The sequence below is a fragment of the Pseudoalteromonas ruthenica genome (assembly GCF_008808095.1).
Taxonomy (GTDB): domain Bacteria; phylum Pseudomonadota; class Gammaproteobacteria; order Enterobacterales; family Alteromonadaceae; genus Pseudoalteromonas; species Pseudoalteromonas ruthenica.
The window spans coordinates 1192156-1219021 of record NZ_CP023396.1 but is presented as its reverse complement, the minus strand read 5'-3'; the positions used below and the strand labels follow the sequence as shown (position 1 = coordinate 1219021).

At 48.9% G+C, this 26866-nt stretch carries 25 protein-coding genes; 10 read left to right on the top strand and 15 right to left on the bottom strand.

Annotation, left to right across the window (positions count from 1 at the left end; translation table 11 throughout):
* Nucleotides 1-138: 138 nt before the first annotated feature.
* On the top strand, nt 139-1335 hold the full coding sequence (gene egtB / locus PRUTH_RS05820; protein WP_151172827.1) for an ergothioneine biosynthesis protein EgtB: 1197 nt from the start codon (nt 139-141) through the stop codon (nt 1333-1335).
* Nucleotides 1328-2296 (top strand): L-histidine N(alpha)-methyltransferase, encoded by a 969-nt coding sequence (gene egtD, locus PRUTH_RS05815; protein WP_151172826.1) that lies wholly within the window; start codon nt 1328-1330, stop codon nt 2294-2296. Before egtB ends, egtD begins: the two co-directional genes overlap by 8 nt.
* On the opposite strand, the gene PRUTH_RS05810 is transcribed toward egtD, so the two are convergent.
* The 5 genes from PRUTH_RS05810 to PRUTH_RS05790 all read right to left on the bottom strand — a co-directional run bounded on the left by PRUTH_RS05810 (nt 2276) and on the right by PRUTH_RS05790 (nt 8001).
* The gene (locus PRUTH_RS05810; protein WP_170268898.1) at nt 2276-3088 is read right to left on the bottom strand and encodes a PhzF family phenazine biosynthesis protein; all 813 of its coding nucleotides are present in this window, start codon (nt 3086-3088) and stop codon (nt 2276-2278) included. The two genes, egtD and PRUTH_RS05810, sit on opposite strands and share 21 nt — an antisense overlap.
* A complete protein-coding gene (asnB, locus tag PRUTH_RS05805; protein ID WP_151172824.1) occupies nt 3069-4745 on the bottom strand; it encodes an asparagine synthase B in 1677 nt (558 codons plus the stop codon). Before asnB ends, PRUTH_RS05810 begins: the two co-directional genes overlap by 20 nt.
* A gap of 273 nt (nt 4746-5018) precedes the next feature.
* Nucleotides 5019-5960 carry a 5-oxoprolinase subunit C family protein gene (locus PRUTH_RS05800; protein WP_151172823.1) on the bottom strand — a complete coding sequence of 314 codons (942 nt, stop codon included), beginning with the start codon at nt 5958-5960 and terminating at the stop codon, nt 5019-5021.
* On the bottom strand, nt 5953-6621 hold the full coding sequence (gene pxpB, locus PRUTH_RS05795; RefSeq protein WP_151172822.1) for a 5-oxoprolinase subunit PxpB: 669 nt from the start codon (nt 6619-6621) through the stop codon (nt 5953-5955). Before pxpB ends, PRUTH_RS05800 begins: the two co-directional genes overlap by 8 nt.
* A 78-nt stretch (nt 6622-6699) precedes the next feature.
* The gene (locus tag PRUTH_RS05790; RefSeq protein ID WP_151172821.1) at nt 6700-8001 is read right to left on the bottom strand and encodes an MFS transporter; all 1302 of its coding nucleotides are present in this window, start codon (nt 7999-8001) and stop codon (nt 6700-6702) included.
* Between the two features lie 203 nt (nt 8002-8204).
* Between PRUTH_RS05790 and msrA the strand changes: the two genes are divergently transcribed.
* On the top strand, nt 8205-9431 hold the full coding sequence (gene msrA / locus PRUTH_RS05785; RefSeq protein ID WP_257221075.1) for a peptide-methionine (S)-S-oxide reductase MsrA: 1227 nt from the start codon (nt 8205-8207) through the stop codon (nt 9429-9431).
* 7 nt (nt 9432-9438) lie between these two features.
* On the opposite strand, the gene PRUTH_RS05780 is transcribed toward msrA, so the two are convergent.
* A complete protein-coding gene (locus tag PRUTH_RS05780) occupies nt 9439-10434 on the bottom strand; it encodes a GlxA family transcriptional regulator (protein WP_138588277.1) in 996 nt (331 codons plus the stop codon).
* 122 nt (nt 10435-10556) lie between these two features.
* Between PRUTH_RS05780 and PRUTH_RS05775 the strand changes: the two genes are divergently transcribed.
* Both PRUTH_RS05775 and PRUTH_RS05770 read left to right on the top strand, forming a co-directional pair.
* A complete protein-coding gene (locus PRUTH_RS05775) occupies nt 10557-12449 on the top strand; it encodes a beta-ketoacyl synthase (protein WP_151172819.1) in 1893 nt (630 codons plus the stop codon).
* Nucleotides 12450-12611: 162 nt separating this feature from the next.
* The gene (locus PRUTH_RS05770) at nt 12612-14129 is read left to right on the top strand and encodes a BCCT family transporter (RefSeq protein ID WP_257221046.1); all 1518 of its coding nucleotides are present in this window, start codon (nt 12612-12614) and stop codon (nt 14127-14129) included.
* 23 nt (nt 14130-14152) lie between these two features.
* Here the strand turns inward: PRUTH_RS05770 and fghA are convergent, their stop codons facing one another.
* Together fghA and PRUTH_RS05760 are read right to left on the bottom strand one after the other, a co-directional pair.
* A complete protein-coding gene (gene fghA / locus PRUTH_RS05765; protein WP_151172817.1) occupies nt 14153-15001 on the bottom strand; it encodes an S-formylglutathione hydrolase in 849 nt (282 codons plus the stop codon).
* Between the two features lie 8 nt (nt 15002-15009).
* On the bottom strand, nt 15010-16137 hold the full coding sequence (locus tag PRUTH_RS05760) for an S-(hydroxymethyl)glutathione dehydrogenase/class III alcohol dehydrogenase (RefSeq protein WP_053911303.1): 1128 nt from the start codon (nt 16135-16137) through the stop codon (nt 15010-15012).
* Nucleotides 16138-16229: 92 nt separating this feature from the next.
* Here PRUTH_RS05760 and PRUTH_RS05755 point away from each other — a divergent pair, with 92 nt between their 5' ends.
* The 5 genes from PRUTH_RS05755 to PRUTH_RS05735 all read left to right on the top strand — a co-directional run bounded on the left by PRUTH_RS05755 (nt 16230) and on the right by PRUTH_RS05735 (nt 20865).
* A complete protein-coding gene (locus PRUTH_RS05755) occupies nt 16230-17120 on the top strand; it encodes a LysR substrate-binding domain-containing protein (protein WP_130145312.1) in 891 nt (296 codons plus the stop codon).
* Nucleotides 17121-17221: 101 nt separating this feature from the next.
* Nucleotides 17222-18430 carry a lipoprotein-releasing ABC transporter permease subunit gene (locus tag PRUTH_RS05750; RefSeq protein WP_151172816.1) on the top strand — a complete coding sequence of 403 codons (1209 nt, stop codon included), beginning with the start codon at nt 17222-17224 and terminating at the stop codon, nt 18428-18430.
* Nucleotides 18423-19121 carry a lipoprotein-releasing ABC transporter ATP-binding protein LolD gene (gene lolD, locus PRUTH_RS05745; protein ID WP_151172815.1) on the top strand — a complete coding sequence of 233 codons (699 nt, stop codon included), beginning with the start codon at nt 18423-18425 and terminating at the stop codon, nt 19119-19121. Before PRUTH_RS05750 ends, lolD begins: the two co-directional genes overlap by 8 nt.
* Nucleotides 19118-20359, top strand: a complete 1242-nt coding sequence (locus tag PRUTH_RS05740) for a lipoprotein-releasing ABC transporter permease subunit (protein ID WP_151172814.1) — start codon at nt 19118-19120, stop codon at nt 20357-20359. Before lolD ends, PRUTH_RS05740 begins: the two co-directional genes overlap by 4 nt.
* A gap of 83 nt (nt 20360-20442) precedes the next feature.
* Nucleotides 20443-20865, top strand: coding sequence for a DUF4826 family protein (locus tag PRUTH_RS05735; RefSeq protein ID WP_022944159.1), 423 nt, complete (start codon nt 20443-20445; stop codon nt 20863-20865).
* Here the strand turns inward: PRUTH_RS05735 and PRUTH_RS05730 are convergent.
* The 7 genes from PRUTH_RS05730 to PRUTH_RS05700 form a co-directional block, all read right to left on the bottom strand.
* Nucleotides 20849-21307, bottom strand: coding sequence for a GNAT family N-acetyltransferase (locus tag PRUTH_RS05730; RefSeq protein ID WP_022944160.1), 459 nt, complete (start codon nt 21305-21307; stop codon nt 20849-20851). The genes PRUTH_RS05735 and PRUTH_RS05730 overlap by 17 nt on opposite strands.
* Nucleotides 21308-21315: 8 nt before the next feature.
* Nucleotides 21316-22458: a cupin domain-containing protein gene (locus PRUTH_RS05725; protein ID WP_151172813.1), complete on the bottom strand. Its 1143-nt coding sequence runs from the start codon at nt 22456-22458 to the stop codon at nt 21316-21318.
* Between the two features lie 65 nt (nt 22459-22523).
* Nucleotides 22524-23891: an adenylosuccinate lyase gene (purB, locus tag PRUTH_RS05720; RefSeq protein ID WP_138508426.1), complete on the bottom strand. Its 1368-nt coding sequence runs from the start codon at nt 23889-23891 to the stop codon at nt 22524-22526.
* Between the two features lie 67 nt (nt 23892-23958).
* The gene (gene hflD, locus PRUTH_RS05715; protein WP_151172812.1) at nt 23959-24561 is read right to left on the bottom strand and encodes a high frequency lysogenization protein HflD; all 603 of its coding nucleotides are present in this window, start codon (nt 24559-24561) and stop codon (nt 23959-23961) included.
* A gap of 1 nt (nt 24562) precedes the next feature.
* Nucleotides 24563-25663: a tRNA 2-thiouridine(34) synthase MnmA gene (gene mnmA / locus PRUTH_RS05710; RefSeq protein ID WP_151172811.1), complete on the bottom strand. Its 1101-nt coding sequence runs from the start codon at nt 25661-25663 to the stop codon at nt 24563-24565.
* Nucleotides 25664-25746: 83 nt separating this feature from the next.
* Nucleotides 25747-26190 carry an NUDIX hydrolase gene (locus PRUTH_RS05705; RefSeq protein ID WP_151172810.1) on the bottom strand — a complete coding sequence of 148 codons (444 nt, stop codon included), beginning with the start codon at nt 26188-26190 and terminating at the stop codon, nt 25747-25749.
* A complete protein-coding gene (locus tag PRUTH_RS05700; protein WP_151172809.1) occupies nt 26183-26818 on the bottom strand; it encodes a pseudouridine synthase in 636 nt (211 codons plus the stop codon). The genes PRUTH_RS05705 and PRUTH_RS05700 overlap by 8 nt, the downstream gene beginning before the upstream one ends.
* Nucleotides 26819-26866 lie beyond the last annotated feature (48 nt).

Sequence of the window (26866 nt, the reverse complement as noted above, 5' to 3'; positions counted from 1 at the left end):
TGCAACTTTTTGCTGCTAAGTTCACAACTGATGTGTAAATAATCGATTACAAACAAGGGAATGGAAAATTACTGAGGCTCGTCTAGGCTTTAGGAACCAAGCTCAAACACAACAACAATAATTTAAGGTGTCCGTGTCGTGACCAAAACAACCCATGCGTTGATAGAGCAGTACCGCCAGTGTCGGGAGAACAGCGAAGCCTTGGTGGCAAACCTCAGTGCTGAAGATTGTCAAATTCAAGCAATGGCTGATGTGAGCCCAATGAAATGGCACTTGGCGCACACCAGTTGGTTCTTTGAAACATTTTTACTTGCGCCAAAAAAGATTATTTCTGCGCCTTTCCATCCTGATTTCAAGGTGCTGTTCAATTCCTATTATCAAGGTATCGGTGAGCAGTTCTCACGCCCTCAACGGGGCGTATTATCTCGTCCTTCATTGCGCCAAGTGATGGATTATCGCCACTGGGTTGATAACCACGTTGTTGCCGCCCTTGAGCATGATAGCGATGAGTGCGCAGAGTGGGTCAATTTAGGGATTGCGCACGAGCAGCAGCACCAAGAGTTAATGCGTATGGATATGCTTTATAACTTCAGTGTTAATCCGCTGTTCCCGACTTTAGACGAGCACTTAGTGTGTCCCTCGAACGAGCAACCCAGGCAGTGGCTGGATTTTGCTAACACAGATGCGCAAATAGGGGCGCAAACGGGCTTTAGTTTTGACAATGAGCGGCCCCGTCACCGCGTCTATATTAATGAGTTTTCCATTGCATCACATCTTGTCACCAACGCAGACTATCTGGCCTTTATCGACGCAGATGGCTATCAGCGCAGCGAGTTTTGGCACAGTGATGGCTTTAGTTGGTTACAGCGCCAGCAGATAAAAGCGCCGCTGTATTGGCGCTACCAGAATAACAATTGGTATGAATTCACCCCCCAAGGGTTAATCCCGCTTGCGATGAATGCACCAGTGCGTCATCTCAGCTTTTATGAAGCCAGTGCCTTCGGACAATTTAAAGGCGCGCGGTTGCCAAGTGAGTTTGAGTGGGAGTGGGCCATGGAGCAAGCTCAAGCAGGTCATTGTGATATCGCACAAATTGATGACTGCGCTTGGCAGTGGACTTTAAGTAGCTACCAGCCATACCCTGGGTTTCGGCCATTTGCGGGCGATGCCGGGGAATATAACGGAAAGTTTATGGTGAATCAGCAGGTGCTCAGAGGTGGGTCGTATTTCACCCCCAAGCAGCATACGCGATTAACGTATCGCAACTTTTTTTACCCCCATCAACGGTGGATGTGTAGTGGCATTCGCCTCGCCAAGGACAGAATCTATGAGTAACCATGCATTGCCATTCACCTGCCGTCAGAGCTTTTTGGATGACGTTATTGATGGCCTATCGCGAAGTCAAAAAACGCTGCCATGCAAATATCTGTACGACGACTTTGGTGCGCAATTGTTTGAGCAGATCACGGCGCTGCAAGAGTACTATCTTACGCGCACAGAATTGGCCTTGCTGGCACAGTATGCGCAGGACATCGTCGCGCACTTGCCGACACAGGCAACCGTTATCGAACCCGGCTGCGGCTCGGGCCAGAAAGTCGCGTATTTACTGGATAACATGCCTGACGTAAATGGCTTTATACCCCTGGAAATTTCCACAGAAATGTTGCTGTATACTCAGCAGCGTTTACGCCAGCGCTTTGCCCACGTCAACATCCACCCACTGCATTGTGACTTTACCCATGGCCCGACTATCAAGGCGTTAGTGCAACAGCATGGCCTGAATGGCAGCAATAATGTGGTGTTTTTCCCAGGCTCAACCTTAGGCAACTTTTCCCCCATCCATGCAATTGAAGTGCTGCATAATTTACGTACGCTGTGTGGTCACAACGGCCGTGTGCTCATTGGTATTGATTTAATTAAAGCGACACCACGATTATTGGCCGCCTATGATGATAAAGAAGGGGTGACCGCTGCGTTTAATCGTAATCTACTGACGCGTATTGCGCGTGAGCTAGGCGCACATCTGTGCTTAGAGCACTTTCGCCATGAGGCCCGCTTCAACAGTGAACAACACCGCGTTGAAATGCACTTGGTGGCGAATCAAGACACCTGCATCAGTGTGCGAGATCAGCGTTTTACGCTTCGTGCAGGAGAGTCCATTCATACCGAAAATTCGCATAAGTACACGTTAGCGAGCTTTAGTTCCTTGATTGGCAATGCCGGATTGACCCTGGTAGATAGTTGGTGCGATTCGCAAGGGGATTTTGCGCTGTGCTTAGTGAAGCCGCAGCGCTAACACCTTGGCAAAAATAAGCACATATTGACCCGATAACTTATAGTTTAGGCGACTCGAACCCTGGTGGATGACTGCGCTATTAAGACCATAATGACGGTGCAGCCAGGGCGCTATCACAGCGAGGGCAGATGCGGTTGCCAAGTCCTCCGGGTTACCGAATTGCGGCGCAAAGTAGCGACATTGCCAATGTCGTTGAACGTGACTTGGCTTATTGATGACGATCAGCGCGTTGCGGCGCGTAGCAAGGTGCTCTAAATCCACTTCAAGGAAGCGAAGATCGTCGCTGTCGCATTGCATGAAATCATAGCCAAAAGGTTCGTTGCCAGTGAAGCTCAAAGGCAGGTTTACGATTTTTGATAAGCTGTTGTCATTGCAAGGGCTTGCTTCAAGGGCGTCAAAAGTTAACATCGCTTGAGCGTTAACAGCCAGTCCGCCGCTAAGAGGCTCGGTTTTGGAGCACATTGATTTGCCATTGGCGCTGCACGCAATGTGAGCGAGAGTGCCGTGACCGCAGCGGCGCACAGCATGGCCATTTTGCCACCATTGGATCACTTGTGAACGAGCGTGGTTAGTCACAAAGGTGCACATCACAGGCGCTAAGCGCATTGAAATATGACGGCAGTGATGGGCCTGTAATCGTGGCCCATCAAACACCCAACTGGGGTTGGCCCCTCGGCCCGATAGCTGACTGAATACCTTGGCAAAGTAAAGCGCGCTGCAGCCAAAGCGTTTACTCAAGCGCAGCGCAAGCTTTGATTTTGCCGGATAGAGCCTATGCTTTGGGCGTTGCATAGGCCGCTTGGTGAGTGTTGGCTGCTCGACCTGACGGGTCAGCGTTATCGGCAAAAGATGCATCCCAGGCTAAAGCCTCAGGGGTTGAACAGGCCACGGATTTGCCATGAGGCACACACCGGGTTGGTGCTTCTCCTGGGAAGTGTTGACTGAAAATACTGCGATAGAAGTACGCCTCTTTGGTTTGTGGCGTGTTTAGTGGGAAACGATAGTGGGCATTGGCCATATCAATATCACTGACCTGGGTATCGACATAGTCCTTCAGTGAGTCTATCCAGCTATAGCCAACGCCGTCGGAGAACTGCTCTTTTTGTCGCCACAGCACATCGTCCGGTAAGTAGCCTTCAAAGGCTTGGCGAATAATGTGTTTTTCTATTTTCCCGTCTTTACACATTTTCGCCTCAGGGTTAATGCGCATGGCAGTATCGACAAATTCTTTGTCCAAAAACGGCACTCTGGCTTCCACCCCCCATGCTGCCATTGATTTATTCGCTCGCAGGCAGTCGAACATATGCAATTTAGAGACTTTACGATTAAGCTCTTCATGGAACTCTTGCGCGTTGGGGGCTTTATGAAAATACAAATAGCCACCAAATAGCTCATCGGCGCCTTCTCCGGAAAGCACCATTTTTATGCCCATGGCTTTAATTTGCCGGGCCATTAGATACATGGGCGTGGACGCGCGTACTGTGGTGACATCATAGGTTTCTAAGTGATAGATCACTTCTTTTAAGGCATCAATGCCTTGTTGCACGGTAAAGTGAATGGGGTGATGAATAGTGCCTATTTGTTTGGCGACTTGCTCTGCGGCAGCTAAGTCGGGCGACCCTTCCAGACCAATGGAGAATGAATGTAGGCGAGGCCACCATGCATCACTGGCGTCATTGTCTTCTATGCGTTTACTGGCAAATTTTTGTGTGATTGCCGAGATCACCGACGAATCGAGCCCGCCAGATAGCAATACGCCATAGGGAACATCACACATTAACTGGCGCTTTACCGCTGCTTCTAAACCTTCACGCACGGCTTTGGCTTCTGCAGGGTTATCCTTGACGTTGTCAAAGTGCTGCCAATCGCGTTGATAGTAAGGGCGATACTCTCCGATATCACTGTCAAGGTAGTGGCCCGGAGGGAATTCTTCAATATGATTGCAAATAGGGGACAGTGCTTTAAGCTCACTGGCAACATAAAAATTGCCTTGCTCGTCGCGACCTGTGTAAAGGGGCACGATACCGATATGATCGCGGCCAATCAGGTATTTATTTTTGCGCTCATCATACAAGCAAAAGGCAAAGATACCGTTTAAGTCATCTAAAAAATCACTGCCTTGTTGTTCGTATAAAGCTAAGATCACCTCGCAATCGCTTTGCGTTTGAAAGTCAAAATCGATTGTTAGCGTCTCAGCGAGCTGCTGGTGGTTATAAATTTCGCCGTTGACAGCCAAAACATGACTTCGATCGGCGTTATACAAAGGTTGGGCACCGCTTTGAACACCGACGATAGCCAGTCGTTCATGCACCAAAATGGCATTATCGCTACTGTAAACACCAGACCAATCGGGGCCCCGATGACGTAATAGCTTGGACATATCTATGGCTTGCTCGCGCAGCTTTTGTGCGCCAGATTTTATATCCAGCACGGCAAAGATTGAACACATGGTTTTTCCTCATTCCTGTTACTTCACCTTTGTTGTATCAGAAAAAATTTGCCAAGTCACACCGCAATTTACCTCTTTAATGCAAATTTAATGCACTGAAATAAGTCATAAAAAAGCTGTTATGCACCATAATAGGTCGGAGTAAGTTTGTTGCGGGGAAAAAGCAACAGCTTTAGCACATTTTCGGTCGATAGGTGTAATTGCGACGCACCAAGGTGGTGCGCCTTAGATAGAGTGAGGGGTGCACTTTGTCGAAAACCAAAGCGCGATACCTTAGTGAGCGTGTTGGCGCCCCCGCATGGCAATCTCAAGGCGGTTAAGTTCATGCTGGTGGGTTGCATTGATCGCCTCTGCTTGTGCTAGGCTCACGGCCTCGAACTGCAACTCAGCGCCGGCGCGAGCCTGCCCTAAGCGGGGCAAGTCTGCACTGATCACGTGACCGAGAATAGGGTAGCCGCCCGTTGTCTGACAATCATTGAGCAACACAATGGGCTCGCCATTGCCAGGTAATTGGATGGTACCGGGGCTCACCGCCGTGCTGGCGATCCCGAGGTAGTGGCTCAGGCGCTCATGCTGTGGCCAATGCAGTCGCAATCCCATGCGGTTACTTTGCGGTGCAACTTGCCAACGGCCTTCAATAAAAGCGCTCTTGATTGATGCGGTTAAACCATGATCGCGTTGTTCCGGGATAAAATGAATAGGCCCTTGTCGGGTCGGTAAGCGGGCCCCAAAACCCTGCGGGTGAAAGTTGCTAGGGTGGATGGCTATTCGCTCACCCGCACATAGTGCACGACCGTGATTGGCGCCCAAACCGGCCATGATATCGGTGCTGTAGCTACCCAGTTCTGCCGTGGCGGCAATGCCTCCGGCAAAGGCAAGGTAACAGCGCAGGTTCAGTGCGCTGGAGGCGAAAGTCAGTATGTCACCAGGCTGCGCTTGATAACTCCAGCCTGGGTCAACTCGAGCACCATTGAGATTAGCACTCATGTCGGCGCCACTGAGTGAAAAGCACTGGCTACTGCAAAATTTTAGCTGCGCCATGCCCAAGGTCACTTCAAGCGCTGGCGTATTATCTGGGTTCCCCACTAATCGGTTGGCAATACGCAGGGCATCACTGTCGGCAGCGCCTGCTTGCGATACACCCAAATGGCGATAATTGAATCGCCCCAAATCCTGAATACTTAACTGTGGGCCGCTTTTTATCACTTCAATCATGGTTTACCTCCACAAAGCGAATAGTATCACCGGGTGCAAATAAAGCAGGGGGGGTGTTATGTTTGTCGAATAAACACAGATCAGTGTAGCCAATCAGGTTCCATCCCCCCGGGGATTGAGCAGGATAAATGGCGGTTTTATCGTGAGCGATGGCGACGGTGCCTTTTTTCACCTCAGTACGGGGCGTGTCTAGGCGCGGTAAATGCAGCGCTTTGGGGAGCCCACTGATATAAGCGAAGCCAGGTTGAAAGCCAAGAAAATCGACCTCGTACAAGGCGCTACTGTGCAGCTCTATGACTTCCTTGACACTCATCTTGCTGGCTTCAGCTACGGCTTCTAAATCAATACCGTATTCGCCCCCATAGTGCACGGGAATGTCGTGGTGTGCGTGACTGAGCGTTGTTTCGTCAAGCTGATGCCACGCTGTTAGTAATTGCTGCTGCAACTGCACTACATCAGTGCCGTGAGCGCAATACAGAGTCAGACATTGATGGGCGCTGACCACATCAATACAACAGCCTTGATTTATATACGTGTTGGCCAAGTGATTGACCATGCGCTGCTTGTGTTGATGCTCAATGCCGTCTATGGCACTGCAATCGAGTACCAAGGTATGGGTATCAATATGATAAAAGCGCGGATCAGGTCTCGCTGTGGCCATAAACTCCTCACTGAGTTGTTGTTATTGTGCTAGCAAATTAGCATAAATGCGGATAATTAAGTACCGCGTGCGATAAAGTTAAACCCGTGGCAACATCAAAGCGCTAATAGCCCCTGCAATGCCGAGAATGCTGTAAATAAAAATGAGTTCAGCATTGTTGAGCCAGTGGCTTAACAAGCCCAAACTGCCAAACGCCAATAAACAGACCCCTATAACCGTGTTGCTTACCGCCACATAATCTGTACGTTTATTGCCCTCTGCCATATCAACCACGTAGGTTTTGCGTCCTAAACGCACGCCTTGGTGGGCAATAGTTAATACCAGATACATTGCTGGCAAAAAGGCAATATGACTCAACAAACCAGGGTAATAGGTCGCGACCAGATAAACGGCAAAACCATTGATGCTAACTAAGGTGGCACCTAAGACGAGCACATGCTTACTGGATAAATCACTGAGACGCCCCCAAATCGGTGCTGAGATTAAGCTGGCGACGCCGGAAATTCCCATAAATAAAGCGAGTAATGAAAAGTCGAACTGTTGCTCACTGGCCAACACAATATAAAAAGGGGCGCTTAACGCCGAACACAATAGCAATGCTCGGGTTAGCACAAAGTGCGCAAATTGTTTGTCAGTCTTAAGTAAAGTGAGCTTGCCCAGCGCATGGCGAAGGCCATTTCGACCTCCTTCTGTAGCGCCGCTGTATTCACGAATACGACCATAGGTGAGGGCGGCCATTAGCCATACAAGGGCACCACAGGTTAAGGCAATGAGTACCGCTGATTTATCCCCTTGTTGTTGATAAAACCATAAACCAAGGCCAAAGGTAATGGTCGCAAGCCCAGCTGCACTTGCCGCAAAGCCGGATAAACTGCCCCGTTGCTGCTTGGGGATGACCTTGCCCAGTACATCTTTCGCAGCGACGGAATTAAACCCGCGCGCTAAGGAAAACACCACCAGCAAAGCGATGATAGCAAGCCCCGCTGTGGTGCCTTGCAAGGTTAACCCCACTGCGACCATGGCAAATATACAAAGACTTTGCACTATGGCACCTAGCACCCACACCCACTTGCGCACCGCTAAAGTACGAATAAAGTCGGCAATTGCTAACTGCGGTAATAATGAGCCAGACTCGCGAATAGGCACCAGCCACGCGATCAGTGCACTGGGAACCTGCAAACTTTGCATCAACCAAGGCAGGGTGACTTTAGGGTTGAGTAGCGCATCAGCAAACTTGCTGAGAATTTGTGCCAGTAGCAAGGTTAAGTAATTGCCGGGCACCACTTTGCAGGCATTTTCGTCGATGGCTTTACAAGCGCGTGCATCTTCGACGTTGGCGAGGCGTTCATATATGGCTTCTTTGGTCAGTTTGTTTTTCATGCGTGTACTCAATGAATAAATTTATTGGTGTGAACGGTCAACTAAAAGACACGCTACTGCGTAAAGCAATAGCACAGGTCCGGCGTACCGTTGTATTCACTCTACGTACTTACAGGGCTTCTATGATCATTTAGTTTAATGAGGCTAGCATGTTTAACAAGTTGTTTTTTCTTCTTATTTTTCTCGTTACCAGCACAGCAGCCATGGGCGCAGACAACAATGACGCACAAATGAGTGTCGCGAAAGAACGCGTCGTGCTCGGAGCAGGGTGCTTCTGGGGGGTTGAAAAACGCTTTGAAGCTCTCCCTGGAGTGCTCGATGCTCAGTCAGGCTATGCCGATGGGCGTGGTTTCAAACCGACATACAAAAATATCATTGCTGCTAAGCGGCGCTATGATGAGAATAACTATGCTGAGGTGGTGAGGGTGACCTTTAATGCCAATGCCATCTCATTAGAGCGTATTTTACAGTTTTATTTTGAGCAACATGACCCCACCCAAGTCAATCGCCAAGGGAATGACCGAGGTACGCAATATCGCTCGACCATACTCACTTACAGCAACGAACAAACTGAACTTGCGCAGCGAGTAAAAGCACAATACCAAGCATTATTGAGCGAGGCGGGTTACGGTAAGATAGCTACGCTCATCAAACCGCTCGATAAATTCCATATGGCTGAGCGCTATCATCAAGACTACTTGCGTAAGAATCCTAATGGATACTGTCCGGATCACTCTACCGGCGTGGTGTTTAACGCCAAGGAGACAGAGCACCAAGACAACACTCCGCTGCTTGAGGGCAAACACATTGTCGTTTTAGACTCACCAAACTATTGCCCTTATTGTGAAAAGTTTAAACAAGAGGTGTTGGCAAGTTATCAGGGCACGATTGACGTACATTTACGTTACGCCTCGCAGCTTCAAGACCTTACAATTACTTCTGAGACTTACGCCACCCCCACTATTTTATTTATAGAAAATGGCCAAGAAGTAGCTGCGCACCAAGGTTATATGCCACCTGAGCTATTCTACAAAGCTCTCGGCGCCTTTAAACTGGGTGATTCAGAAGCGTATCGGGTAGCATTCGCCAAAGGGACGGACAGCCGATTTTGTAAGCAATATGAGGTGTTCAAAAACACGCCGGACGGAGTGTTTGTTGATAAACTATCAGGGGCGCCACTGTTCGATACTCGCGATCGCTTCAATTCCGGCACCGGTTGGTTGTCTTTCACTCAGCCGGTGGCAGGGCAAGTGACTCGTCATCAAGACAGCAGCTTCGGTATGCAGCGCATTGAGATCCGCTCAAAGTCGTCGGGCATTCACCTGGGTCATGTGTTTCCCAATGAGGGGCCTGGTGGCAAGGCGCGCTATTGTATCAATGCGACGGTATTAGAGTTTTTGCCTCGGGATGAATTTAACGGGCGTTCGTAACAATGTCTCAGCCACTGCTGTCGAACAGCTTTTTGCGCACCAAGGCTCGATACTCACTGGGGCTTTGCCCCAGCTCTTGACGAAATAGGCGATTAAGAAGGGCTTGATTACTAAAGCCTAATTCCATTGCGATGTCGTTAATCGTTAAGTTCGAGCTGGCGAGCAGCTCTTGAGCGCTTTGAATTTTCAGTTTACGCCAATATTGGTTGGGGCTGAGGCCTGCGGCCTGTTTAAAACGCCGGGTGAGGCTACGCTGAGAAATATCAAAGGAGCTTGCAAGTCCAGTAATACTCAACTCAGCGCTTAAGTTGTTTTTCATCCAAAACTGGATTTGCGCTATCAGCTCATCAGGGTGGCGTTCATTCATCCCCTCTAGATAACGCTGCTGTTCATAGGGCTTACGGACCTCATGTGAGAAGTTACGCTGCACATGTAAAGCACATGCGCGACCGTAGAGGCTTTCTAATAGATGAACAATCACATCTGCGAGCGCGTTAAGGCTGGCAACACTGTATAGCCCTTCGGCTTGGGTGATGAAGTATTCCGGTTTTAGATCAACCTTGGGGTAGTCACGTTTGAACTGCGCAGCATAATGCCAGTGCGTGGTGGCAGGGTGACCATCCAGCAACCCAGCCTCTGCTAAAAAGCAATTGCCAGTGCCCACCCCTATCATGGCTGTGTGCTTGCAGTTCATCGTCCGTAATGCCGCTACCAATGCATTCTGTTGGCGCAATACTGGTCTGGGGTTACGCCATAGGCTCGGTAAAATCAATAAATCACAATGCGAAATATCATCATAGTTACGGCCTGGAAAAAACGGCAATCCGCTGTGTGCGGTAACCGGCTCTCGGTTATGGCTAAGCAGCTCAATACTCAGTGCCCGACAATTTGGCACATGGCGCTTAGCATAGGCGTAGCCAGCCTGAAGCATCTCAAACGGCAGAGTTAAGCTGGTGGCCAGCATATGCGGATACAGGGCAATCATGACGTTGTAAGGGGACATACAAAGCTCCGACCACTTCAATTTGGCTATTTTTAATAAATATATGGCCATTAAAGCACAAAGGCCTGGTGTAGTTCCACTTACACTAGAGGCATATAAAGTCTTAACGTCTTAGAGTTATTATGAAAGCATTACCTGTCATTGTCGCTATGGGTGGCATCAATGCCGCTGGCCGTACTTCGTTTAACCAAGGGTTTCGTCGTGTTGTCCTCGATGCTTTAGGGCAGCAACAGCGCCAAGAAACCTTACTTGGTCTTGCTGCGCTTATGAATTTGGTGAGTAAGCAAGAAGAGCAATTAGTTGATGGCGATGGAAATACCATTACTCTTGACAATGTTGAGAGCCAGCTTGGCGAACAAATTTTATCGGGTACGCTAATTCGCCGTATTGAGGCGACGCACTTTGATGTGGATGCGACTCACTGGCAGCAAAAGTTAACTGGCCACAGCGAACAAGCGATCACCTTTACCACGCGAGCACGGCAACTACCTTCGCCAGTGCCTAGTAACTGGCAAATAACTGAGCTAGATAAAGGCCAAGTTGAAGTACGTATCAACGGCGAATTTACCTTTAAACATGATAGTTTCCGAGATAACCCGATTAAAGCGGCGGGGCAATTGCCAACGGGCTTTGACCCGTCGGTGTTATATAACAGCCGTTATCAGCCTCGGGGGCTGCAAGCGACAATTTTTGCAGCCAGTGATGCTATCCATTCCAGTGGCCTTGATTGGCAAAAAGTAATGAGTGCCGTAGCACCCGATCAAATTGGTACTTACAGCGCTTCAGTTGCGGGGCAGGTCAATAGCGAAGGCTTAGGCGGTCTATTTCGTTCCCGTTTACAAGGTGATCGCGTCAGTACTAAGCAGTTAGCGCTTGGTTTAAACACCATGTCGACGGATTTTATCAATGCCTACGTAACCGGCAGTGTCGGCACGACGTTTACCACATCGGGTGCTTGTGCCACGTTTTTATACAATCTGCGCGCTGCGGTGAATGATATTACCGCTGGGCGTACGCGCGTGGCTATTGTTGCTTCAAGTGAGTGTGCCATCGAGCCAGAGATTATTGAAGGCTTCGGGAATATGGGTGCGTTGGCCAACGATGATAATTTGAAAAAGCTTGATAACACCGATGAAGTCGATTATCGCCGTACTTCCCGCCCGTTCGGTGAAAACTGCGGTTTCACCATAGGTGAGGGGGCACAAGTCACCATTCTTATGGATGACGCCCTGGCCTTAGAGCTGGGTGCACAAATACGTGGCAGTGTGCCAGAGGTATTTGTAAATGCCGATGGGTACAAAAAGTCAATAACTGCGCCAGGGCCAGGTAACTACATCACCATGGCCAAATCTGTTGCCTTAGCCCAAGCCATGGTTGGCGATGAATCTTTAACCCAGCGCAGCTTTGTATTGGCGCACGGCTCAAGTACGCCGCAAAATCGCGTCACTGAGTCTGCTATTTACGACCGTATTGCCAGCGCCTATGGTATTGAGCAATGGCCTATCGTAGCCCCGAAAGCCTATGTGGGCCATACCATCGCGCCAGCCAGTGGCGATCAGCTAGCCTTTGCATTGGGGGTGTTTGATACCAACATCATGCCGGGGATCACGACCATCGATAAAGTGGCTGATGATGTGCACGATGACCGCTTACATATCAGTTTGAGCCATCGTCACTGTGAGGCGCAGGACGTTGCCTTTATTAACTCGAAGGGCTTTGGTGGTAACAATGCTACTGCGCCCGTGCTAAGCCCCGAATTGACCAAAAAGATGTTGGCTAAACGCCATGGAGAGCAGGCGATGAGCGAACACCACAAGCGCTTGCAAAGTACTCTCGCTCAGCAGCAAATTTACTGGCAACAAGCACAGCAAGGTGAATTCAACATCATCTATCGCTTTGGTGAAGGCCTAATCGATGAAGCTGATATTCACTTTGATCAGCAGCAAATGCGCATTCCCGGGTTTACAAACTCGGTGAAACTTAACATTGAGAACCCTTTTGCAGATATGAAATAGCGCAACCATTGTTCATTGATTATGGGCTGCTGCCATAATCCTTGGAGATTTGCGCAATATACCCGCAGGTCACTCAGGTGGCCTGCTTTATCACGGTAAAGCAATTGCCTCGGGCGCAGCCTGTAGCTAAAATACGCGTTTGTCTTTATTGCTCGGTGCGTAGTGAAAAACTCCCTAGAACGTAAAGCGCTGGTGGTGTGTGTCGCTATTGCGGCGATCACCGCGTTATGGCCCAAGGGCCTAAAAACGTTAATTCAACCTGCCATTCAAACAGCTATTGCCTACTTGGGCAGCGGCTTTTTCCTGTTTGTAAACGCGCTCCTGCTCGCTTTGTTGATGTTGTGCTTTAGTCCCTTGGCGGGAAGGAAAATGGGTGGGGCTGATGTCCAAAAAGAGTTTTCCACTTTCGGCTGGTTGGCCATGCTGTTTGCCGCAGGTATGGGCTCGGGGTTGGTGTTTTGGGGCGTCGCTGAGCCGGTATTGCACAGCCATCAAATGCCTCTTAAGCACAGCATGTATCCCGAGCCAGTCGCCGCCAGTATGGCCTTAACTATGCTGAATTGGGGCTTTCATGCATGGGCACTTTACGCAGTATTTGGTTTGATGCTCGGCGGTGTTACGCGGGCGATAAAAAACGCGGATGATCTCAGTGCTCCGGTATTACACGCGTTGCCGGGCTCCTTAGGGGTAAAGCATAAAGTTCGCATCAAACGAGTTATTTACTTTGTTGCCATTATCGCCATCTTTTTTGGCGTGGTGGGCACCATTGCCAATGCCAGTATGTTATTGAAAAATGGCGTCACCATTAAACTTGAGCATTACGGCTTGAGTTTAAACGCACATTGGGTAGGTGCCTTAATGCTGCTCGCGATCACCGCGTTGTATGTTACTTCAGCTCGTTTTGGGCTGCGCCGTGGTATTCAGGTGCTCAGCAAGTTCAATGTCTATCTAGCGTTTATTATGATGGCGTTGGTGATATTGACGGTGCCGCTAACGCCTATTTTGAGCACTTTGTGGAATGGTCTAAAAGAGTACCTGCTGCTGGTGGTTTCAGGTGCATGGCAGTTTGACTCGCAATTAAAAGATGCTGATTGGGCCTCAACCTGGACCTATAATTACTATTTTTGGTGGTTGGCGTGGGGGCCCTTTGTAGGGCTGTTTTTAGCGCGTATATCTCGAGGTCGACCGCTATGGCAATACATTCTCGGTGTGACTATTATCCCAACTATGGTCAGCTTAGTGTGGTTCAGCGTATTAGGGGGCTCAGCACTGGCATTGGATAGCCAGACCCAAGCGGATTTAGCTGCCGTGATCAGCGCCGATTACACTCAAGGTGTGTTTATTTTCTTCTCGCAACTCGGTGGTGTTGGCGAACTATTGGCGTGGCTCAGTTTGTTACTACTCATGGTGTTTGTGGCAACCAGTGCCGATTCTGCGCTGCTGGTGATCCGCCAGCTCTGTGAAAGCGTGCACTCGCGCGCCTCACTCATTTTGTGGTCATCAGCGATGGCGGTGATAAGCCTTGCATTGCTGCTTATTGCCGATGAACCGCTTAACCGCAATATTGCGGTGATTGGTGGTATTCCTTTTTTACTGATCTTTATTGTGCAACTTGTGGGGTTTATTCGCGCCTTTACGCAAGAGTTGCTTGACGACTCGCAGCAACCCCCTCCCGAGTAATGACACTCAGGAGGGGGTTGGAATTAAGCTAAGTGCTTGGCGTGAAAACGCAAATGTTGATCAATAAAGCTGCTAATAAAGAAGTAGCTATGATCGTAACCGGGATGTTGCTCGAGAATAAGCGCAATGCCCGCTTCATCAGCGCTTGCTTGCAGCAGCTCAGGTTTAAGCTGCTGTTGCAGGAAATCGTCCGCCAACCCCTGACTGATCAGGAGCGGGGGACACTGCTCGGCGTTAGTCTCTGCCAGTAATAAGCTACTGTCATATTCGTGCCATGTCTGCTTATCATTGCCCAAATAGCCGGTTAAGGCTTTTTCACCCCAAGGACACCGAGTAGGGCTCGCTATCGGTGCAAAGGCACTGATACTGGCAAACTTATCGCTATTACGCAGCCCTAATACCAACGCGCCGTGACCGCCCATGGAGTGGCCGCTGATGCTTTGCTTACCACTGACCGGGAAATGCTCGTTAATAAGCGCCGGTAGTTCCTCATTGATATAATCATACATCTGGTAGTGCTGATCATAAGGTGCTTGCGTGGCATTAACGTAAAACCCAGCACCCAGGCCGAAATCATAGGCCCCTTCTTTATCGTCCGCAACTTGCTCGCCCCGAGGGCTGGTATCAGCGGCAACGATAATAAGACCAAGCTCAGCAGCACTTTTGAATGCTGCTGCTTTTTGCATAAAGTTCTCATCGCTGCAGGTTAAACCGGAAAGCCAATACAGCACCGGCGCGCGCTGACTTTCATCCACCCCGGGTGGTAAATAGATAGCGAACGTCATCGTGCAGTTGTTGACGGCAGATTCATGGCGGTAGCGTTTATGCCAACCGCCATGAACCTTGTTCTTTGAGATCAGTTCAAGGCTCATAGCACCCTCTACTTATCAAAATGGATGACGCTGCGAATGCTCTTGCCTTGATGCATCAGATCAAACGCCTCATTGATATCCTCAAGGCCCATGGTGTGGGTTATGAAATCATTGAGAGCAAATTCATTGTTTAAGTAACGCTCTACAATTTCTGGTAACTCTGAGCGTCCCTTAACGCCACCAAAGGCACTTCCGCGCCACACACGACCGGTGACCAATTGGAAAGGACGGGTAGAAATCTCTTGTCCAGCACCGGCAACACCAATGACTACGGACTCACCCCAGCCTTTATGACAGCACTCTAGAGCACTGCGCATAACATTGACGTTACCAATACACTCAAACGAGAAATCGACGCCGCCGTCGGTCATCTCGACAATGACCTCTTGGATAGGCTTGTCGTAATCATTGGAATTAACCAAGTCAGTGGCCCCCAGTTTTTCTGCCAGGGCGAATTTGCTCTCGTTGATATCAATGCCGATAATACGGCTTGCACCGGCCATTTTCGCGCCAATGATGGCTGACAAGCCAATGCCTCCGAGACCAAAAATAGCGACGGTATCACCCGGCTGTACTTTTGCAGTATTGAGCACCGCACCCATCCCAGTGGTGACGCCGCAACCAAGTAAACACACTTCTTCCAAAGGCGCTTCTTTATTCACTTTTGCTAATGAGATTTCCGGCAAAACCGTGTATTCCGAAAAGGTAGAGGTGCCCATGTAGTGATAAATTGGCTCACCGTCTTTATAAAAGCGTGTGGTGCCATCTGGCATCAGGCCCTTACCTTGAGTTTCGCGAATTTTCTGACAAAGGTTGGTTTTGCCAGAAGTACAGAATTTACACTCACCACACTCTGGCGTATAAAGTGGAATAACATGATCGCCTACCGCCACACTGGTGACTCCTTCGCCGACGGCTTCAACAACACCGCCTCCTTCATGGCCCAAAATGGCAGGGAATATGCCTTCTGGATCTTCACCAGAAAGAGTGAATGCGTCAGTGTGGCATACGCCAGATGCATGGACTTTAACCAGCACCTCACCGGCCTTAGGCATCATGACATCCACTTCTTCAATTTTAAGTGGTTGCTTTGGACCCCAGGCTACAGCAGCTTTTGATTTAATAAATTCGGCCATTTTTGTGTTCCCGTTTATGTAAAAGTGGTGAAATTATTACACAATATGATACTTTTTGGCCCAGATTAATATACTTTTACACAGAGGTAATAATGCGCTGGCAAGGTATGGTCGAGTTTGTCGCTGCTGCGCAAGCGGCTTCTTTCACCCAAGCAGCCAAACAACTAGGCACATCCGTGGCGCATATAAGCCGCTCGGTAAGCGCTTTGGAAGAGTACTACAATACTCAGCTGTTTATCCGCAGCACACGTAAAGTGGTGCTAACGCAGCAAGGTGAGCTGTTGTTGCATCATGCTAAAAAGGCGCAAGCGGTACTGGAGCAAGGGGAGTGGGCTCTCAAAGAGCAACAAGCGCAGCCCAGTGGGCAACTTAAAATTACCGCACCGGTGATGTTTGGTGAGCAATTTATTATGCCCTTGGTGCATCGCTTTATGGCTAAATACCCTAAAGTGAGCGTCAATATGATGCTCAGTAACCAATCTCTAGATTTGATATCAGAACATATCGACTTGGCCATTCGTATCGGTGAACTGGCTGACTCCAACCTCACCGCACGGCGCATTGGTGCCCGCGCTGTGGTGGTTTGTGGCGCACCTTCATACCTTGAGCAGCAGGGAGAGCCTTATGCTTTAAGCGAACTCAACTATCATCATTGCCTAGTTGGTCATTCGGATTATTGGCGTTTTGCTGAGCAACAACGGGTGCGCCATGTGAAAATCACTAAAACCCGGCTGCGTTGTAATAGCGGTTGGGCACTAGCGGATGCCGCCAAGCAAGGACTAGGATTGGTGCAACTGCCTGATTACTACGTGCGCAGCGATTTACAACAGGGGCGTTTGCATGAGGTACTGCAACCATTTGCGATACGCAAAGAGCCCATTTGGGCCGTCACCCCGGCTAACCTTTATTTGGCGAATGCCACCAAAACCTTGCTAGATTACTTTGCCGATCACCTCAGTGAAACGCTCAAGCCTAATTTTTAAGCCCAGCTCTGTGTAAACACAGGTGATGGACGCGTTGGGATACCTATTCGCTGGCCCCTGTGTTAGCATCATCGCTTTGCAATTGGACTGTTAACCTGTTGATGTATAAGCCTGTCAGTTTATTTATTGGCCTGCGATATTCGCGACTCTCCAAAGGCAGTGCCTTTGTGTCTTTTGTGTCGTTTTTCTCCATCGCTGGTATCGCCTTAGGGATCACCGCCTTGTTTACGGTTATGTCGGTGATGGATGGCTTTGAAAACAACCTCAAACGCTCAATGTTATCGATGATCCCTCATCTGCAAATCGATATGCAGCAACGCAATGAAGCGCAGCAACAAGCACTGCAAACAAGGTTGCAGCAAATGCCTGAGGTCAAAGCTATCAACCGTTACCATCAAGCGCAGGCGATTGTGCAAAGCGGCGCCGATATCCAAGGTGTATTGCTGCAAGCTCCCTATGAAGCGCTTCCTGAGCATGTCACAGAACATGTTGAAGTAGGCGATAGTAGGCAGGTTTTTGCCCAGCGCTACACCATCGCCATTAGCCGTTACCTTGCTCGTTCTTTACAAGTGGGACTAGGAGACACGTTGCGCGTGACCATTCCCAGTGTCTCGACCTATACCCCCATGGGGCGCATTCCCGCACAGCGATTGTTTACCATTAACGCCATCTATCGCACCGGGTCTGAGCTTGATATGCATACCTTATTTACCTCCGGCGAATCATTACAACGCGTGATGCGCATCCGTGAGCAAGCGCACGCGCCATTAGAAGTGATGCTCAAGGACCCTTTCTTAGTGGATGAGGTGCTACGTAAACTACCCATCGGTCAGCGTGAAGGCATAACCGATTGGCGGCAAAGTCAGGGAAGCCTGTTTTCAGCAGTGGCAATGGAAAAGCGCATTATGAGCCTACTGCTAGGACTGATTATATTGGTGGCAGTGTTTAACATTGTTTCGTCGTTGACCATGATGGTGCGAGAAAAACAAGGTGAAGTCGCTATTTTGCAAACATTAGGGCTTAACTATCGCCAAGTGGCTCGCGTGTTTATGGTTCAGGGTATGTACAACGGTGTAGTGGGTAGCATTATCGGCGCCGTATTGGCACTGTTGGTGGTGAGCAATTTGAATACCCTTTTAACGAGTATAGGAATCCAACTTCTAGGGCAGCAGGAGCTGCCCGTGGTGGTATCTTCTATTAATTTATTAGCGATTGTTGCCGGAGCAATTTTTATGAGCTTTTTAGCAACGCTATACCCAGCAAAAAAGGCGGCGCAGGTCCGCCCGGCAGAGGTTCTACGATATGAGTAATGCAGTATTACGCTGTGAAAGCCTAATCAAAACATATGCCGATGCAGCAGAAGAGATTACTGTTTTAAGAGGCATCGATTTATCTTTAGAGCGTGGCGAAAGTGTTGCCATTGTTGGCGCCTCTGGGTCTGGAAAAAGCACTTTGCTGCATATTCTTGGCACCTTAGATGTACCAAGTAGCGGCCAATTACGTATTTGTGATACCGATGTTGCGGCGCTTAGCCGTAAGCAACAGGCCCAATTTCGTAACAAGCACCTCGGTTTTATTTATCAGTTTCATCACCTATTAATGGAGTTTACCGCACTAGAAAATGTCGCTATGCCACTGCTTATCGCTGGGGTCAACGCTAAACAAGCCCAGCAAAAGGCAGCAGCCATGCTTGAGCGCGTAGGGCTCTCACACCGCTTGAGCCACAAGCCCGCCAAGCTATCCGGCGGAGAGCGCCAACGAGTTGCTATTGCTCGGGCCATCGTCAACGAGCCTGCCTTAGTCTTGGCCGATGAGCCCACAGGTAATTTAGACAAACATAATGCCCAGCGTATTTATGAACTTATTGCTCAGCTACAACAAGATTTAGGAACCAGCTTTGTGGTGGTAACCCATGACTTGGAGTTAGCAGGGAAGTTGAGTCGCCAGGTGGAACTTGATGAAGGGGTGCTTCATGAATCTGTGGTGGGCACAGCACAATGAATGCCCTACAGCTAAGCTACCAACTTGCGCGGCGATTTCGTAAATCTCAGCATCACTCAGGATTTATGGGCTTTATGGCGAAAAGCTCCAGTCTTGGCATTATCCTCGGTGTGGCGGTACTGATATTAGCGCTCTCGGTGGTTAATGGGTTTCAGCAGCAGTTGGTAGAGCGGCTGCTAGCCTTGGTGCCCCATGTAGAGTATGTCGCCGCTGATACCCCTATTGATAACTGGCAAGCGAAACGCAAGCAACTGGCAGAGCAGGATGCGGTAGCCAGCGCGGCGCCTTTTGTTGCTGCCAATGCTATGGCGCAATATCGAGGTGAACTTGCCGCCGCTCAGCTTCGGGGGGTTGTGCCGGAGTTTGAGAGCCAAGTATCAATTGCCGATGAGTTTATTGATGGTAAACCTTTAGCAAAACTCGCAGGCAATGACCTTATTATCGGCCAGCAGCTAGCAAAACAACTGGCGGTTAATATTGGTGATGATATCACTTTGCTAATGAGTGATGTGACGAATAAAAGCAAAGGACTGTCTGCGCCGATCCGCATACAAGGTCGGGTGGTGGCCATGCTAAACAGCCATGGACCGCTTGATAAGCAATTGATTTATCTGCCTATGTCTAGGTTGCAATCGGCTTTTTCAATGGCCGACCATCAGGTCACAGGGCTAAGAGTAACACTGCATGATGTCTTTGCCGCGCAAACTCAGGCAATGGCCATAGGCCGTACGCTCAGTGATTATGTGTACGTCAATAGCTGGATAAGAACCCAAGGCAGCCTCTATGCGGACATTCAAATGGTTCGCACTATTGTGTATTTAAGCGTCTTTCTGATCATCGCGGTGGCGAGCTTTAGCATCGTTTCGTCGCTGTTTATGGAAGTAAAAGAAAAACAAAGCGCCATCGCTATATTGCGCACCATGGGGGCCAGTGACTTTGTGATTATGCATGCATTTTTACTGCAAGGTGTGGTGTCAGCGCTGTTCGCGATTATAGTAGGTATTGTTATCGGCGTACTGTTAGCCATGAACATCACCGAACTTTTTGCTTGGTGGAGTGCCTTTATCGGCGAGAACAAGCTAGCTGGGGTCTACTTTATCGACTTTTTACCTTCGCAAATCCATTGGCAGGATATTGTTGCTATTGCTGTGATTGCCCTTGTCATCACTGTTTTAGCCTCTATATACCCAGCTTGGCAGGCCAGCAAAGTGGACCCAGCTAAAGTACTTGGCAATTAACGGCAAAATCCGTCATAGCTCTTGCAACACGCAGTGGTAATTCGTAAAGTGAAGCCAGCGTTAACAGATAAAAAAGTAGTAACATGTCAGAACAACAAGAACAGCAAAAAGAACAAGAAATTCGCGAATTCCAACGCCACTGTTTCCAAAGTGCGCAAAAGCACTTAGCAGAGAAGGGCATTATGCCTAAATCGGTTGTCGACAAAGACAGTCGATTCCTCGCCCCTTTGTGTGCAGTGTGGAAATTTAGAGCGCAAAACGGCAAAACCTATTGGGTGATCACAGGGCGCTTGCCTGCTGATCATGTTGAGGTTACAGCAGCCACCAACGCACGTGAAGCAATGCGCTATTTCTCGTTGCAGTGGCAAATGCAAGCTGAGCAGCTACTCAATAGCCAAAACTTAGATAAAACCCAACACGACTTTGCACAACTGCTAATCAAGCGCGCTCACGGCTTGTATGAGCTGTGTGACAAAGACGCGTTATGGGTTAATGAACCATCGTAAAAGGGCTTGAATCACATTGTGCAATAGGGCATTGCAGGCGTTGCCTTGGAATGCCCGCCTCCATAAACACGCACCCACACGGCGAGAAACCCTTGTTCTTAAAGCGCTCGACTTCATCGAGTAAGCAGTTAATGCATATCGATTCTAAGCCATTACTGGCCGCGTTGCTCAGTATGAAAGTGAGCATTTGCGAGTAAATGCCTCGGTTTCGATGGGGCGGGAGCACAGCTATTCGGCCAAGTAAGCCATCTTTACATAGCCGCGCAGTGGCAACGGGTTCGCCGTTATCTGCATAGGCAATAAAGTGCAGGGCGGTTGTATCGCGGCCATCAAACTCGATGGCCTTTGGTATATTCAGCTCACACACAAAAACCCTTTCGCGAATTTGCCTTATTGGGTTGTCTTGTGATCCCCAGTCGACTTGGTGGATCTGATAGGACATATACCCTCCTATTCACTGTACCAGTATCCCTCATTGATCAGTGTAGACAAGGTTTGTCGAAAAAGTAAACAATTTAACGCAGGCTCAAGTTCGGATGTGCAGATGCTTTGCTGATCAGACAAGGCTCGTATAACGCCAAGATGCTCAATTGGTAGGGAAAAGCTGTGTCCCTCGACAAATAATATCACCGCGTTATCGCGAGTAATGTATAGGGCTCGTAAGCCTCCTGCCTTGTACAAATGCGGATAATCGCTCACATAGTCGCAAATAGTATCTGCACACATGGCGGGTTCAACAGGGAGTAAGTCTTTGTCATGTTTAGGTTGGCTCAACGTTTCGCCAATAAAGCGCAAAAACACCTTATCGTCATCGATTACCTGATGCATTAGCGCGCGTAGGGTGTCGAGCTCGTGTGTTTGAAGTTGGCCTTGGCTGCTACGAATTGCCAGTTCTGGGTCGCCATAGCGATGTTGACCGAGGTCGTGATCGATAAGGTGATCGGCAAAGGCACTCATTAAATCAACTTGGTTGGGAGCGCGAAAGCCCACCGAATAGTTCAGTGAGGGGGCCACAGCATAGCCTTCGTGCGGTGCATTCGGGGGAATATAGAGAATATCGCCAGGCTCTAGTTGCACATCAATAACGGCCTCAAAGGGGTCGACTTGTAATAATCCCTTATTAGCACTGAATTGACGTAGGTTCTTATTTACTTCGCCAACGCGCCAATGGCGCTGCCCTTGTCCTTGAATAATGAACACATCATACTGATCTAAATGCGGACCAACGCCGCCGCCTGGGGTAGAGTAACTAACCATTAAGTCATCAATACGCCAGTTCGGAATAAATCGAAATGGTTCCAGCAATTGACTTGCCTCAGGATGCCAGTGGTCCACCGCCTGCACCAACAAGGTTGAGTCAGACTCGCCAAGGGCGCTAAAGTCTTCAAAAGGACCATTTAGACATTGCCAACTGCCATCATTGGTGACAATCCGTGATTCAATCCCTTCTTCCATAGCAAGCCCGGCAAGCTCTTCGGGTGAAAGTGGGTCATTGAAATCAGTAAAGCCCGCTTTTATCAGCAGCGGCTTCTTTTGCCAATAGTGTTGCAAAAACTGTTCTTTAGTCAGCTCATTGATTGTTAAGCTATACATAGTTTCTCCCAATAAAAAAGCGAAAGGGCAGCCCTTTCGCTTTTATGTTATCACTGTAGATGGATTTATAGGTTATCTACAAATTCAACGGCACGGCCAATATAATTTGCCGGTGTTAATTCTTTTAGCTGCGCTTTGATTTGCTCAGGTAACGCTAGGGTATCGATAAACTCGGCCATAGCGGCTTGGTCTACACGTTTACCTCGAGTCAGCTCTTTAAGCTTTTCATACGGTTTTTCAATACCGTATTTACGCATTACGGTTTGAATCGGCTCAGCAAGCAGCTCCCAGTTTTGGTCAAGCTCGGCCAATAGGCGCTCTTCGTTCACCTCTAGCTTGCTTACACCTTTTAACGTTGCTTGGTAGGCAATCAAGGTATAACCCATGCCCACACCTAAGTTACGTAATACGGTTGAGTCGGTGAGGTCACGCTGCCAACGAGAAATTGGTAGTTTTTGCGCTAGGTGGGCGAAAATCGCGTTGGCGATGCCAAGGTTACCTTCGGAGTTTTCAAAATCAATCGGGTTCACTTTATGCGGCATGGTTGATGAGCCAATCTCGCCGGCAATGGTCTTTTGCTTAAAGTGGTTCAGAGCAATATAACCCCACACATCACGGTCAAAGTCGATGATAATGGTGTTGAAGCGGGCAACGGCATCAAACAGCTCGGCAATATAGTCATGCGGTTCGATTTGTGTTGTAAAGGCATTCCAGCTTAGGCCTAAGCTTGTAACAAAACGCTCGGCGTGGCTGTGCCAATCGTAATCAGGGTAAGCACTTAAGTGAGCGTTATAGTTACCGACTGCGCCATTGATCTTGCCAAGCAATTCAATGCTCGCAACCTGATCACGTTGGCGTTTTAAGCGCATATAAACATTGGCAAACTCTTTACCCATGGTCGAAGGCGAAGCAGGCTGACCGTGAGTACGGGTCATCATCGCCACCGATTTGTACTCAACCGCTTTGGCTTTAATAGCCTCAAGCAGTTGATCCATGTAAGGGAGTAATACGCTATCACGGGCTTCGCGCAGCATTAAACCATGAGATAGGTTGTTAATGTCTTCCGAGGTGCAGGCGAAGTGGATGAACTCGTTGATGGCGTTAAGCTCAGCGTTATCAGCCACTTTTTCTTTTAGTAAATATTCAACGGCTTTAACATCATGGTTGGTGGTGCGCTCGATATCTTTGACACGTTGTGCGTCTTGCTCGTTGAAATTGGCTACAATGCCATCGAGGAGTGCATTGGCTTCGCTACTTAAAGCCGGAACTTCAGTGATCTGCTCGGCAGCAGCAAGAGCTTGTAACCAACGTACTTCTACCTGTACGCGGTATTTGATCAGGCCGTATTCACTAAAAATGCTACGTAATTCGCTGGTCTTGCTACCGTAGCGCCCATCTACCGGAGAGATCGCGGTTAACGCTGAAAGCTCCATATTAACTCCTAAGTTTTACGTTTGAACGATAATGTCTATGTGTACGCCACCGGGGCGGCGCTGGGGTTTAAAGTTGTTCTTTGGCCAATGTCAACATCTTGCGCTTGGCAAAAATAAAATGCCTTCGTTTACCGCCTAACTGTCGCCACAACACCGCCGCGCGAATACCGGCTAATAGCAGGGCGCGAATACGGTTTTGGGTGCTGCTTTGTTTGAGTAGTTGAGGCTGACCAAATACTTGAATACGTTGCCCTAGGGGGCTTATTACCGTCGCATATGTCTCGGCAAAAGCGGCAATAATGGACTCATCCATTAGCTCTAAATGAGTCAGCTTATTTTTAGTGGTTTGAATTTCACTACCCAACTTATTCAATGCCTCGGGCTTGGAGGCTAAGATGCGCTCGAGCTGAATTAAGCCACCAACATATTTTACAAGTTCGACATTTTTCTCGGTGCCAGCACTTAGCTGCGCCACCAGGGCGCGATAGCCGCTGTATAGCTCGCGACGAGAGCCGTATACATCTTCGACGTTATCCGGGTCGGTAACTACCAGCGAATTGAGCAGGGGTTCGATATCACTTTGCTGGGCTTGGCCATACTTCGCGAGCTTTTGTACTTGAATGGCCACTTGGCACATAGCGGCTAGGGCCATGATCTGATTGGCATTCATATTATTTAATCACCGAGTCGATAATGCCGCCACCTAGGCACACATCTCCGTCATAAAAGACCGCCGATTGACCGGGTGTTACCGCTTTTTGCGGCTCATCAAAAAGCACGCGTGCGACGCCGTCTTCACCAGCGACCACGGTGCAGGGGATATCTTGTTGGCGATAGCGGGTTTTTACCGTAAGTCGGCACGTGCCCTTAGGCCCGATGCGATCAACCCAATGCAGTTGATTGGCGTTTAAGCCATTACTAAATAGCCGTGGATGATTTTTGCCTTGGCCAACGATAAGCACGTTGCGCTCAATGTCTTTATCAACCACATACCAAGGCTCACCTGAACCTTCTTTTAAACCGCCTATATGCAAACCTTTACGTTGTCCTAGGGTGTGATACATCAAGCCTTCATGCTCGCCGACAATTTCACCTTCGGTGTCTTCAATGTTACCGGGTTGGGCGGGCAAGTAACGCTGTAGAAAGTCTTTAAATTTGCGCTCGCCGATGAAGCAAATACCAGTGCTGTCTTTTTTATCATGGGTGACTAGGCCTTGTTGCTCAGCGATAGCACGCACTTGTGGCTTGGGAATATCACCGACCGGGAAGAGGGTTTGCGCGATATGTTCATGACTCAAAGTATACAAAAAGTAGCTTTGGTCTTTATTGTCGTCTTCGCCGCGCAGCATAACAAACTTATCACCGCGTTGCTCACGGCGCACATAGTGACCTGTGGCTATATAGTCGGCGCCTAAGGCTTCTGCAGCAAATTCTAAAAAGGCTTTAAATTTGATTTCTTTATTACACATGATATCTGGGTTCGGGGTACGTCCTGCCTTGTATTCGGCTAAGAAGTACTCAAACACGTTATCCCAGTATTCGGCAGCGAAGTTGACCGTATGCAGCTCAATTCCCAGCTTTTCACATACCATTTCCGCATCTTTTAAATCTTCGGCGGCGGCACAATATTCGTCATTGTCGTCTTCTTCCCAGTTTTTCATAAACAAGCCTTCCACTTGGTAGCCTTGCTCTTTTAACAGGTATGCTGAGACGGAGGAATCTACACCGCCGGACATGCCGACGATGACTTTTATTTGGCTGTTATCGGTCATAAAAACTGAAAATAACTATCACGTTGCTACTAAGGCGCGGATTATACCACGCTTACATAAGGGCTTGAAGTACTGCTGCGCGCTTAGTCTTGACAATGACGCAGATATTCTAAGGGTAAAATAGGGCGGTTTTGGGCGTCATCAATGCATGTTAACACGATGCTCGAACGCAATGGCTGCTCCTTGATTTGCGCTTTGTTCAGCCAGTGGCAGGCAATAATATCGCTATCTTGGGGAGCGGTTTCACTTGCTTCATCGAGCTCAGCAAAAAAGCAAAATCGCAAATAATGGGTGCCATTGCGCGCTTGTAAACTGTAAATACCCACTAGGCCTTGCGGCGCGAGGTTGAGCCCTGTTTCTTCCAATAACTCGCGCTGCGCTGCTGCAATTAAGCTTTCGTTCGCTTCCAAATGGCCCGCTGGTTGATTCAATACACGCTGGCCGGTGCTTTTATCGCGCTCTTCTACCAGTAAATAGCGCTCTGCGCACTTTACGACCATGGCGACCGTGACATTTGGCTTATGCATAAGGGCGCAGTTCCTGATACTGGCCGGGTTGTAACTCACCCAATTGATACTCACCTATGCTGGCTCTTACCAACCTAAGGGTGGGGTGGCCCACATGGGCGGTCATGCGCCTTACTTGGCGGTTACGCCCTTCACTGATAGCAATTTGCAGCCAGGTAGTGGGCACACTTTTGCGCTCACGAATAGGCGGGTTACGAGGCCAAAGGTGAGGTGGCTCGGCAATCACACTTACCTTGGCAGGGCGGGTCAGACCATCTTTTAATTCGACCCCGGTTCGTAGTGCCTCGAGCGCTTCTTTACTGACTACGCCTTCGACTTGGGCCCAATAGGTTTTAAAGGTGTTTTTTTTCGGATTGGCCAGTTGATGTTGTAACTTACCGCAGTTAGTAAGCAGTAGCAGGCCTTCAGAGTCTCTATCTAGACGACCAGCGGCATACACATGTTTAATTGGAATAAAATCCGCCAGGGTTTGCCGTTTTTCAGCGTCGGTGAATTGGCTCAGCACATCGAAAGGCTTATTAAACAGCACGACTTTTACTTGCTCTTTCGGCAACGGGGGCCTACTGGCTTTTTTTGGGCGCGTGCGCGCATGTCCGCTTGCGCTTTTAAATCCACGTGGTTGTTTCATCAATGTTAGTTTTTCCAATAAAAAAGGCACCCATTATGGGTGCCTTCC